Origin of the sequence: Lutibacter sp., from assembly GCF_030692605.1 — a bacterium.
Lineage (GTDB): Bacteria > Bacteroidota > Bacteroidia > Flavobacteriales > Flavobacteriaceae > Lutibacter.
In genome coordinates this window covers 1-12,445 of record NZ_JAUYUD010000005.1, presented here as the reverse complement: position 1 = coordinate 12,445, position 12,445 = coordinate 1, and the positions used below count along the sequence as shown (strand labels likewise).

The 12,445-nt window shown below is 30.2% G+C and carries 10 protein-coding genes; 8 read left to right on the top strand and 2 right to left on the bottom strand.

Features of this window, described 5'->3' with window-relative positions:
* Positions 1–148: 148 nt before the first annotated feature.
* Entirely contained in the window at positions 149–1,279 is a 1,131-nt protein-coding gene (locus Q8S45_RS00400) for a hypothetical protein (protein ID WP_305600213.1), read from the bottom strand.
* Between the two features lie 207 nt (positions 1,280–1,486).
* Between Q8S45_RS00400 and priA the strand changes: the two genes are divergently transcribed.
* Positions 1,487–3,928: a primosomal protein N' gene (gene priA, locus Q8S45_RS00395; protein WP_305600215.1), complete on the top strand. Its 2,442-nt coding sequence runs from the start codon at positions 1,487–1,489 to the stop codon at positions 3,926–3,928.
* A 126-nt stretch (positions 3,929–4,054) separates the two neighbouring features.
* Positions 4,055–4,210, top strand: a complete 156-nt coding sequence (locus Q8S45_RS00390) for a hypothetical protein (RefSeq protein ID WP_305600211.1) — start codon at positions 4,055–4,057, stop codon at positions 4,208–4,210.
* A gap of 345 nt (positions 4,211–4,555) precedes the next feature.
* Here the strand turns inward: Q8S45_RS00390 and Q8S45_RS00385 are convergent, their stop codons facing one another.
* Entirely contained in the window at positions 4,556–5,563 is a 1,008-nt protein-coding gene (locus Q8S45_RS00385) for a DUF3089 domain-containing protein (RefSeq protein WP_305600209.1), read from the bottom strand.
* A 201-nt stretch (positions 5,564–5,764) separates the two neighbouring features.
* On the opposite strand from Q8S45_RS00385, the gene Q8S45_RS00380 reads away from it, so the two are divergent.
* The 6 genes from Q8S45_RS00380 to Q8S45_RS00355 all read left to right on the top strand — a co-directional run bounded on the left by Q8S45_RS00380 (position 5,765) and on the right by Q8S45_RS00355 (position 12,250).
* The gene (locus Q8S45_RS00380; protein WP_305600207.1) at positions 5,765–7,129 is read left to right on the top strand and encodes a peptide MFS transporter; all 1,365 of its coding nucleotides are present in this window, start codon (positions 5,765–5,767) and stop codon (positions 7,127–7,129) included.
* Between the two features lie 132 nt (positions 7,130–7,261).
* Positions 7,262–8,452, top strand: coding sequence for a site-specific tyrosine recombinase/integron integrase (xerA, locus tag Q8S45_RS00375; RefSeq protein ID WP_305600205.1), 1,191 nt, complete (start codon positions 7,262–7,264; stop codon positions 8,450–8,452).
* Positions 8,453–8,663: 211 nt separating this feature from the next.
* Positions 8,664–9,452, top strand: coding sequence for a helix-turn-helix domain-containing protein (locus tag Q8S45_RS00370; RefSeq protein ID WP_305600203.1), 789 nt, complete (start codon positions 8,664–8,666; stop codon positions 9,450–9,452).
* Positions 9,453–9,910: 458 nt separating this feature from the next.
* On the top strand, positions 9,911–11,425 hold the full coding sequence (locus Q8S45_RS00365; protein WP_305600201.1) for a serine hydrolase: 1,515 nt from the start codon (positions 9,911–9,913) through the stop codon (positions 11,423–11,425).
* A 235-nt stretch (positions 11,426–11,660) separates the two neighbouring features.
* Positions 11,661–11,960 (top strand): type II toxin-antitoxin system RelE/ParE family toxin, encoded by a 300-nt coding sequence (locus Q8S45_RS00360; RefSeq protein WP_305600199.1) that lies wholly within the window; start codon positions 11,661–11,663, stop codon positions 11,958–11,960.
* Positions 11,961–11,965: 5 nt separating this feature from the next.
* Positions 11,966–12,250, top strand: coding sequence for an addiction module antidote protein (locus Q8S45_RS00355; RefSeq protein WP_305600197.1), 285 nt, complete (start codon positions 11,966–11,968; stop codon positions 12,248–12,250).
* The last annotated feature ends 195 nt before the right edge of the window (positions 12,251–12,445 follow it).

Below are 12,445 nucleotides of genomic sequence, written 5' to 3'. Positions count from 1 at the left end.
TTTCACATAATAGATATTTAGAAAAAATGGAAGATAGATTAACGAAATTCAATGAATTAATGAATACATTCAAGTCTGAAAACCAATTAGGGAAAAATCTATCCAATTTAATTGTAAATATTTAATAGACTTTATATAAATCAAACTATTAACCTCTTCTTCTCGTATTTTCATTTTTTCGATCCTTAGAATTAGAACCTCTATTAGTATCATTTTTTTTATTAGGTTGCTCTTTTGTATTTTCGTTTTTTCTAATTTCTTTTGAACGTTCTTTTGATTTTTCAGGAACAGGTTTTGAAATATTTCTATCTGAATTATCATTTCTTTGAGGTTGCTCTCTTTTAGTAATATCATTTCTTTCAGGCTGCTCTCTTTTTGTTATTACATTTCTTTCAGGCTGCTCTCTTTTTGTTATTACACTTCTTTCATTTACTGAACGATTACTTTCTGGCCCATTAGAATTTTCTCTTCGAGTAGTACTTTGAGTAGAACGGTTTTGTCTGTTATCAACTCTTCCATCATTATTGTCTGAACGATCATTTCCTCTTTGAACGTTGTTATCATTAGTACGCATTTCAGATCGTTTTGGAACATTTTTAGTTGCAACTCTCATTCGTGTATTTTGACTATCTCTTTGGTTATAATTTCTATTATTATTACTACTATTATTACTGTAGTAATTGTTTTTTGAATGATCTTTATAATAGGTGTAACGTGTTGGATTATAGTTATTTCTGTAAGGTTTATAACTAATTACACTAAATTCAAATAGAGGTCTGGAAAAATAATTGTGGTATGGGTGAAATACATAACTTCTATTGTAATGGTTTATATACCCAGCATAGTGAGAATAATTTCCATAATAGTCGTAATAAACTCTTAAATTACCAATTCTTGCCAATCTGTCTCTATGGTATTGAATATTTGTGTTTCCTATTCTACTTACTCTTCCATAATAATCATAATCAATATAAATATCTTCAACTTGCACAATTGCGCCGTAATAATCATATTGAACGTAAGCGTCATAATCGTAACCACTGTTAAAACTTATATTTACGTTTCTGTTTTGATATCCAACGTGAACACCATTTCTAGGATTGATATAAAAATCAAATTCTCCGTTTTGAAAAACTGCAAACGTTACGCCCCTTTCTACAAAAGTGAATGAATTGCCGTAATCATCATTATAGCGATTAAAATTTGAGGTATTGGTTGAAGCAAAAGCTGTAAACCCTAAAAATACCATTGTTGCGAATACTAATATCTTGTTTTTCATAATACTTAAATTTAATTTTTAATAGTAACTATGTTTGTATGTGTTATACAATTACTTGTAAACAAACAGCGTGCCAAAAAACAAAATATTTTATAAATACCTAATTATTAGCATCTTATATTTTTTAAAAACAAAATATATAATTTTATCACTTTAATTTTAGCAAATACTTATTTTTGTATGATTCACTTTTAAATTTTAGTAGCTATTTATTTTATAGATGTTATAGTACCCGTTCCAATCAAGAATTTATTTACATATAAAATTACTGAGTCCGAATCAGTTTTTTTAAAGAATGGAATGCGCGTAGCGGTTGAATTTGGAAAATCAAAAATTTATACTGCAATTATTGCAAACATACATACCACTGCTCCAACTGCTTATGAAGCCAAAGATATTCATCAAATTTTAGATGAATACCCAATTGTAAATGAAATTCAACTTAAACATTGGGAATGGATTTCTTCCTATTATATGTGCACATTAGGTGAGGTTTTGCGAGCAGCATTACCATCTGCATTTCTCTTGGAAAGTGAAACCAATATTGAATTATATCAGGGATTTGCAAGCGAAAATGAATTGTCTGACGATGAGTTTTTAATTTTTGAAGCATTACAACATCAGCCTTTGCTTACCATTCAGCAGATTATGGATATTTTAGGAAAGAAAACTGTTTTCCCTATTATCAAAAGTCTTATTTCAAAAAATGCTATTGTTGTAAAAGAGCAAATTTACGAACAGTATAAACCAAAATTAATTAAATACGTTCGGTTGAAAGACTATTATAAGACTGAAGAAAACTTATCTCAATTACTATCATCATTAAATAGAGCACAAAAACAGCGCGAAGTAATATTGGCTTATTTTCAACTTCAAACTACTAAAAAGCCTATTAAAGCTTCTCAGTTGCAAGAATCTTCTGGTTGTTCCTTGGCAATTATAAATTCGTTAGCTGATAAAGAAATTTTGGAATATTATTTTATTCAAACAGATCGAGTAAATTTTGATGGTTCTGAAAATTCCTTAAAACCACTTACGTCTTTTCAACAAACGGCATACCATGAAATTATTGAATCATTTACCAATAATCAAACAGTATTATTAAAAGGAGTTACAAGTAGTGGCAAAACTGAAATATATGCTAAATTAATTTCAGAACAATTTCAGTTAGAAAAACAAGTGCTTTATTTAGTACCAGAAATAGCTTTAACAACCCAATTAATTGGGCGATTACAAGTTTATTTTGGAAACCAACTGTCGGTTTTTCACTCTAAATACTCTATGAATGAACGGGTTGAAGTTTGGAATAATGTATTGGATTCAAAATCAAAAGCACAATTAATAATAGGTGCTCGTTCTTCGCTATTTCTGCCATATAGCAACCTCGGATTAATTATTGTAGATGAAGAACATGAAACGTCGTTCAAACAACACGATCCTTCACCTAGATATCATGCAAGAGATGCTGCTATTGTTTTAGCTCAAATTCATTCGTCAAAAGTAATTTTAGGATCTGCAACGCCTTCAATAGAATCGTATTACAATGCCAAACAAGGCAAATTTGGATTTGTTGAATTAATAAATAGATTTGGAAATGTTCAATTACCTGAAATAGAATTAGTTGATATTAAAGAAAAATATCGAAAAAAAAGAATGACCGGTCATTTTTCAGATAGTTTAATTACTGCCATTTCTGAAGCGTTAGCACTGAAAGAACAAGTTATTTTATTCCAAAATAGACGTGGATTTGCACCAGTTGTAGAATGTGAAACATGTGGAGTTTCACCTCAATGCCCGCAATGTGATGTAAGTTTAACATTTCATAGTTATTCAAAAGAATTACGTTGTCATTATTGCGGTTATAAACAAGCCATGCAACAATTATGTGGCGCTTGTGGCAGTGAAAAGTTAGATACTAAAGGTTTTGGAACTGAACAAATTGAAATGGAATTAAATGCACTTTTTCCAGATGCATTGGTGGGACGAATGGATTTAGATACCACAAGGGGTAAATATGGTTATCATAAAATAATTGGTCAATTTGAGGCCCAAGAAATTGAAATTTTAGTAGGAACTCAAATGCTTTCTAAAGGATTGGATTTTGCAAATGTAACCTTAGTTGGAATTTTAAACGCCGATAATATGTTAAACTTCCCTGATTTTAGGGCTCATGAAAGAAGTTACCAATTAATGGTACAAGTTTCTGGAAGAGCCGGAAGAGCTGAGAAAAGAGGCAAAGTACTTATTCAAACTTTCAACCCATACCATCAAATATTACAACAAGTTTCGACTCATTCCTATGAAGAAATGTTTAAAGAACAAATTGATGAACGTTGGCAGTACAACTATCCCCCATTTTACAGAATAATTAAATTAACCCTTCGTCATAAAAACTTTTTAAAGGTAGATGATGCAGCAATTTGGATGGGTAAATCTATGACCTTAGTTTTTGGAAATTTAGTACTTGGCCCTTCAACACCATCTGTCTCAAAAATCAGAAATTATTACATTCGTAATTTAATTTTGAAAATTCCTCAAAAAAATTCGCTTTCAAAAACTAAAAATAATTTGCAAAAAATAATAAATTCTTTTCAAGTAATCAGTGAGTTTAAAAGCATTAAACTTACCATTGATATAGATAATTATTAATTGAACAGGTTTTTATAAGATTTGTTCTACTAGAAATTTGGATTTTTTTTATCATTGTATTTATCAGCATTAACAACGCTCTATTTTTAAAATTGTAAATTTGCCTTGTATAACTAAATCAAGCTAATGGCTAAAAAAGGAAGGGCAAAAAATACCAGAAACAAAAAATTACACACGAAACTTTTAAAAAGGAAGAAAAATAAAGTTAGAGATGCTAAAATATCAACCAAGGAACGGTTAAAGGATATAATTAAAAAGCACCAAGAACAATCTGAAAATTAATTTTTCAAATTAACGTACTTATACATTATCACAAAAAAAAGGTTGTCTAAAATGTGAAATGCCATTCAACCTGATGAGATATTGAAATCGAAGATTCAGCGTAGCTAGTCAAGTTTAGAATTATGTACTTCCCTGCCTTTTGGACAACCTTTTAAAAAAAATTACTCTTTTTTACCTTTCTTTTCTCTTTTTTCAGCCTTTTTTTCTTTTGCAGTTTTAGCAGGTTCTTTTTTTACGTTTTTCTTAGCATCTTGACCTTTTGACATAATAGTATAGTTTAAATTTTATAAAATATTTTTTTTTAGTAATACAAAGTTAAATAATATTTCAACTCGTTTTTCAAAATTAATTAGAGTTTTTTAAATAAATGTCAACACGATTTTGTGCATTTATGCTAATGTCTTTCCAAAATAAATTAATATCTGCAAAGTGATAATTTTTAATCAATCTTAAAAAGATTCGTTTTGGTATTTTTGGAACACTTACCCATAAAATTCCGTCTTTAACTTCAACACTTAAACTTTGTTCGTATATTTTATTATTGGTATAAAGAACCCCTTTATGATCTTTTATATCAGTATAATTCTGATGATTCCAACTAATTGGGTTTGACGTTACTCCGCCTTTAAACCATTTTTCGAAACTTTTAGGATACTTATTTTTTCTAAAACTATTCCAACTCACATAACCACCTATTTCATAGGCATTAGTCATTGGTTTTAAATTTTGAAATTCTGAATCTACCACTTTAATTCCAGGAATATATGCCGCTATCAATTGTTTTTGAAGTGGTTTTCCATCAAAATACTCCTTCAATAAACGCTTACAATGAGCACTTCCTTGGCTGTGTGCTGCAATAATAATTGGCCTGCCTTTATTGTAATATTTCAAATAATATTCAAATGCATTTTTAACATCGTTATATGCAATTTCATACGAAGATCCGCTTTGTTTTGTATAAGGTTCAACATAAATTCTATAATGAGATTGCCTGTAAAACGGGGAAAATATTCTCCCTGCTCCTGCCCAAGCAGATGCCTGAAAATGAATGGACTTATCTAAAATTTCATTATTAAAAATAGAATCGTTAACATCGGCGTTCCAAGCATCATTTTTTTTATCAATTAGTAAAGTTGGATACACAAAAAATACATCTGCAGCAAAAGCAGTATCGGATGGCATAAACTCCTTTAATTGTGATGTAATTTTAGAAGGATGAACTGCCCAATATTCAATTTTTGAATAATTTGGAGCAGCAGATAATTCGGCTTCATTAAAAGATTTTGACACATAACTTGTTTTACAAGATGCAAACAAAATAACCACAAAACATAGATATAGATACTTTTTCATAATTCCGAAAGATACTATTTATTCAATTAAGCACCTGTTTACATTAATATTTTCAAATTTAAACATTTTATAGAAAGGAATGAAACATTAAAAATGAGCAATAACAATCAACTTTTTACTATTGCAGCTGTTCTAAATTTAAAAAAAAATAAAGCAGTTAGTAACTAAAATGGTATATTTATCGTTTTTAAATCTGAAAATATGATGCTAAATCAGCCGCAAGAACAAACCTTATGGGGACATCCCAAAGGACTGTATGTTTTATTTTTTACTGAATTATGGGAACGCTTTTCGTATTACGGAATGCGCGCCATTCTTATTTTATATTTAACCGCCCAAACTACCGAACTCAATGCTGGATTGGGTTGGGACAAAGTTTCTGCCCTCGAAATTTATGGCTGGTATACTATGTTTGTGTATGTAATGTCTGTTCCAGGAGGATTACTTGCTGACCGATTTATTGGTCAGAAAAAAGCGGTTATGGTAGGTGGTGTATTTATTATTGTTGGTCACTTTTTTCTAGTTTTTCCTGAACTTTGGGCATTTTATGTTGGTGCTGCTTCCATTATTATTGGTGTTGGTTGTTTAAAACCAAATATTTCTAGTATGGTTGGCGGATTATATCAACGAGGCGACATAAAAAGAGATACTGCATTTACAATTTTTTATATAGGAATAAACATTGGAGCGTTCACAGCACCGTTGATTGTTGGATATGTGGGTGAAGTTATTAACTGGAATTTAGGTTTCGGTTTAGCCGGAGTTGGTATGACTTTAGGACTTATTGTGTACATGTGGGGACAAAAGTATTTGAAGGAAATTGGAAATTTTGTGCCTGTTGTTAGAGAAATTGGAACTAATAAAAGTGTTCCTCTTACTGTTATTGAAAAGGATAGAATGATTGTTTTGTTATTATCATTTTTAATTGTTATTGTTTTTTGGGGAGCTTACGAACAAGCAGGAGGTTTAATGAACTTGTATGCTCGAGATAAAATTGATCGTGTTATGTTTGGGGTTACTATTCCTGCAAGTTTTTTACAATCTCTTCACGCTTTTTATGTTATTTTGTTTGGCGTACCAGTTGCCTATTTTTGGACAAAATGGCGTAGCAAAGGCAGAGAAAGTTCTTCTCTTTTTAAAATGGGATTAGGAACCATAATTACAGGTTTGGGATTCTTGCTATTAGCTTTTGCCGCACTTGAAACGGCCTCATCGTTAGACGGAAAAGCGTCTATTTATTGGATGTTTGGAGCCTATTTTTTACATGTAATTGGTGAATTAAGTATTTCGCCCGTGGCACTTTCATTTATCACCAAATTAGCGCCTATAAAATATGCATCTTTAATGATGGGTGCGTACTTTATGGTTTCTGGTTTAGGAAACAAATTAGCAGGTATCATTGGAGAAGCAGCACAAAATGCTGGTGAATTCACTATTTTTATGGGTGTACTTATATTTTGTGTTTCATTTGGTTTATTATTAATTGTTTTTGTAAAAAAATTAAAGAAACTCACCCATGGTGCTGACGATGATGAACAAAAAATTGTTATGGTCGAAGCTGAATAAACATTCCTTTTATCTAAATATAAATCACCCTGTTTTAATAAAAAGTAGGGTGATTTTTTTTGTAAAAAAGAATCTCAAAAGAACATAAACCATCTTCATTTGAATGATATTTTTTTGTATATTTGATTTGTTATGAAAAACATTCTACAAAAATTACCTATTCTTACCTTAAAAAAAATACTTCACAGAAAAGAAGTTCAATTGTTATTACTTTTTAAGTATGATGACAATCTAATTTCAAAAATTAGAAAAATAGAAGATTATACGTGGAGTAAGACACATAGAGGTTGGTATACACATTATTCTGTTGAAAAAATAAACGCTATTAAAGAATTACTAAAAGATGAAGTTCAGTTTAGAATTGACTCTAGTATATTAGACAAAAAAATAATTGTAACTACGGCTCGAAAACCAAGATTAATTTCTGATGCAAATAAAGAAATTATTAGGGCTTATGTAAAATATTTAAAAGGAAAATGTTATAGCGAAAGTACTGTGAAAACCTATTTTACTTTTGTTGCCGATTTTATTGATTATATCCAAGACAAACCCCTTATTGAACTCAATAACCGTGATGTTGAAAAATGCATTGAAGATGTTTTTATTCCCAGAAAATACAGCATAAGTACCCACAGGCAATTTGTAAGTGCTATTAAATTATTCAAAGCTTTTTATCCTGAATGCCAGATTGAGAACTTGGAATTAAAACGACCGAATAGAAGTAAAATATTGCCAACTGTATTGTCTAAAGAAGAGGTGGTAGATTTATTACGGATTACAAAAAATTTAAAACACAGAACAACATTAGCAATGATTTATTCTGCCGGATTGCGAATTAGTGAATTATTGAATTTAAAATTAGCAGATATTGATGTTGATAGAAGGCAAATTTTAATTAAAAATAGCAAAGGCAGAAAAGATAGAAATGTAATATTAGCAGAAAGTTTTATGCCATTATTGCATAATTATGTTGCAAGTTATCAGCCAAAAGAATATTTAATTGAAGGGCAAACAGGTGGAAAATATAGTGCCGAAAGTATCAGAGCATTTTTGCATAAAGCTGCAAAAGCTGCGAAAATTAGAAAACGTGTTACTCCACATACATTGCGCCATAGTTATGCAACCCATTTATTAGAAAATGGAATTGATATTAGATATATTCAAGAATTATTAGGCCATGCAAAACCTGAAACCACAATGATTTACACACATGTTAGTAAAAAAGATTTACTTAAAATTGAAAGTCCGTTAGACCTTGCTGTTAAAAGTCTTTTTGATTCCCAAAAAGACAATGAAAACATGCGTTTATCCGGAAATTATTAACCATAAATAGTTATATTTGAAATGATATAACAAGTTGCAAGTAATGGCGGAAAAACAGCCAGAACCTGACTTCAACTAACATATGATATTAATAAAATACTGACTATTAGATGATAATTTAAAATGACGCATCAATGACGTATCAAATACAATGAGAATATTTGAATAACTTTTAAGTTAAATATAATTTTGTCTCAAATTTGAATGAATTATGAAACAACCAGATTTAGGTAAAAAAATTTCAGAATTAAGATTATCGAAAGGTTTAACTCAAATTGAGCTTGCCGAGAAATGTAATTTAAGTCTGAGAACTATTCAACGAATAGAATCAGCCGAAGTGACACCAAGGAGTTACACCATTAAACTGATTTTTGAAAACTTAGATTATGAGATCTATAATTCATTTGGTAAATTTTCATATAAGCTTGATAGGATAGCTTATAGATTCAAAATTAGGCTCGAGCAATTTTATAAATATATTATTGATTTATTTAACTTAAAAACAAATACAATGAAAAAATTAACGATTTTATCTATTCCGTTCTTTGCTTTAATTACATTTTTGTTATTTTCATATAACTCAAATGTAAATGCCCAAAACAGACAAACAATCATGAATAAATTTGAAGATGCTAGTTCTAATTCAAAATTCATGCAATTATTTAATTCTGGTGAGATTGATTCACTAGGTATGCTTTATCTAAATGATGCGAGTTTAATACCAGATTTTCCTTCCTCCATAGTAGGTCGAGAAAATATTATTGGTTATTATAGACAATTATTCAATCAAGGATTTCATTTTACCAACATTAAAACAACTTTTAAAGTTGTTAATGATTCAATAGCAGTAGAAAGGGAATTATGGGCAATCAAGACTAACTCTATTCCAATTATAACTGGGGCTTCTTTGATACAATGGCACTATTTAAATGGGCAATGGCAAATTGAAAATTTAATGTCAAAAACAGATAAAGTGATTAATCAAGAAGTTTTTAAATAAATGCCAGCGTACAACAAATAGTTTAGTGCATTCGGGTTTAAGTTTACTATTGAGGTTAATCCCTTGTGAAAAAAATTAGTGTAAACTGATAAGAAATCACCACTTAATCCCGAATGCTCTATACTTGAATTTTTATTAAATCAATCAGTTTTGAGCAATGACTCGTAAAAGATTTTAAGAAAATTTTAAATCTAAAATGATAAATTTTAGTTTAATTCAATTTTAACGGTTTTGAAAGTTGAAACGGTTAGAATTACAACAAAATAGATTAATTGGAACTCAAAAACCACAACTTGCAACAACGCACATAAAAAATTGCTTATTTTGAACTAAATATGAAAATTAATATAAATAATAAACTAAATTTAAACATCGGAAAATTGCGTTTTTAAACCCGCAACTTTTCATGTCCAAAACCGTTGTGCGTCATGCAAGAAACCCAGAAAAATTAGAATATCATGAAAAAACTAACACTTTTGATTTTATTAATTTTCCAGATTTTTAAAGTTGGATTCTCACAATCAAATTTTGATTTCAGCGATTTTGAGAATCAAATCAATAAAGAGATTGATAATAGGACTATTCCTTCAATTTCAGTGGCTATTGCTAAAGATGGAGTTATTATCTATGAAAAAGCATTTGGATTGGCTGATTTAGAGAATAAAGTAATGGCAACAATTTCTACCTCATATCAGTTGGCATCTGCATCTAAACCAATGACTGCAACAGGAATAATGATTCTTTGTCACAAAAAAGTCATTGATTTATATTCTTCAGTTGAAAAATATATTTCACCACTGAAATTCAAGGTTTTTGAAGGTGTTTCATCAGAAGTAAAAGTGATTGATCTATTAAACCACACTTCTGGATTAGGAACCTACTTTCAGATAGGTTACGCTGACGAGAACATAAGAAGTGACGATTTTGAGACTGCTTTTAATAAATATGGAGGTCTTTATCATCCAACTGGATTAATTTGTGAGTATTCCAATCTTGGTTATGGATTACTTGATTTCATAATCAGTAAGCAAAGTGGGAAGTCATATTCCAAGTTTATGAAGGATGAATTGTTCAGACCGCTCGGAATGGATAATACCTTTATTGATAAACCTGATAATCCTAAATTTTCTGTTGCTAAAAAATATGATTCAAAATTGATCCTACTTCCCGATGTGTCAAATAATACAAAAGGTGCAGGTAATGTATATTCAAGTATTCATGATTTGGCTTTGTTTGGCATGTTTCATTTGAAAAATGGTCAAAAGGGATTATTAAGTTCGGAGGAAATTGATTTGACCCATAACTATATAAACCCAAAAACATTATATCATTATTACGATTCAACATTATATGGATTGGGTTGGTATTTTAAGACCAATGATAACGGATACAAAATTATCTGGCATGAAGGTGGTATGATGGGTGCAAGTTCTATGATTAAACTTATTCCTGGAGAAAACGTTGTAATTGCCGTGATAATAAACACCTCTAATCAGCAACTGTGCCAAAATGTTACAAATAAACTTAGTAAAATAATCCTACCTAAATACAATCCAAGTCCTATAAACGAAGTAGCAGCCTATAAATATTATACTTCTGATTCAACCTATTTTGGAGATTGGCAAGGAACTATTAAAGTTGGTGAATTAGATGTGCCATGTACTCTAAAGATACAACCTGATGGAAACATTATCATTGAATATTTAGATTTTACTTATAAATCATATTTTACACAAAACAATCCAATACCTCATAAGACAATATTACTTGCGGGATTGGTAAACAAAAACTCATTTATTGGCATGTTCCCTGGCAATTTACCTTCGGTTGATATTCGGCATGAGTTGAGTCAATTTATGTCATTGAAATTATACAAGGATGCGAATGTGTTATCTGGAACTATTGTAGCAATTGCAGCAGCTAATAGAGAGTACTATGCATATCCATTTTATATTAAACTTGAAAGAAAATAATGCACGAACGCACAACACATGGTATAGTGCATGCGGGTTTTAGCGGTTTGGGAGCATTTGTAGCTCGTAAAAAAAGTTGGTGTAACCTGATAGGTAATCGCCTCGTAATCCCGCACGACACCATACCATAAACCGTTGTGGTGCATTTTGACCGATGTCAGAAAAATCAACAAACAATTTTCACAATTCAAAAAAATTACATACTTTTGTATCCGAATGAATACACTAAAAACAAATGTACTTTATTGAAAAAACAATAGAATTTGACAAGTGGTTGAGAAAATTAAAGGATTTAAGAGCAAAAGCAAAAATTTTATTCAGAATTCAAAAACTGGAAAATGACGAACACTTTGGGGACTGTAAACCTGTTGGAGACGGAATAAGCGAACTAAAAATTAATCTTGCGAAAGGTTACAGAATCTACTTCAAAGAAACAGACGGGAAAATTATTATTCTTCTGATTGGTGGAGATAAATCAACCCAACAAAAGGACATCGAAAAGGCAAAAGAAATTTGGGACAATTTAAAAAAGTAAAAAAAATGGAAACATCAAAATTTGACATTGCAGATTATTTAGATAGCAACGAAATGATTGCAGAATATCTTAATTCCGTATTAGAAGAAGGAGATAATTCAGATATAATTACCGCACTTGGACATATTGCAAAAGCTATCGGAATGACAAAAATTGCAGAAGAAACTGGTTTAAGTAGACCAAGTCTATACAAAGCATTATCTGACGGAGCGAAACCGCAATTTTCAACAATAATGAAAGTTTTAAAAGCAGTTGGAGGACAAATTAGAGTAAACCCATTATCAGCATAAAAATAAAAAAAACGACACCACAACACCTCATAAAATTTATGCTTAAATTTGAACTATTAACCTAGCGACAAAATATCGGAATAAATTTGTATATTTACAGTATGGAAAAAGAGGATTTCAGAACTGTAACCGAGCAAGCGAGAGTAGTTATTCGCAGAAAAGCAATCAAGTTGATACTTTCAGGTGTAAAAAAGA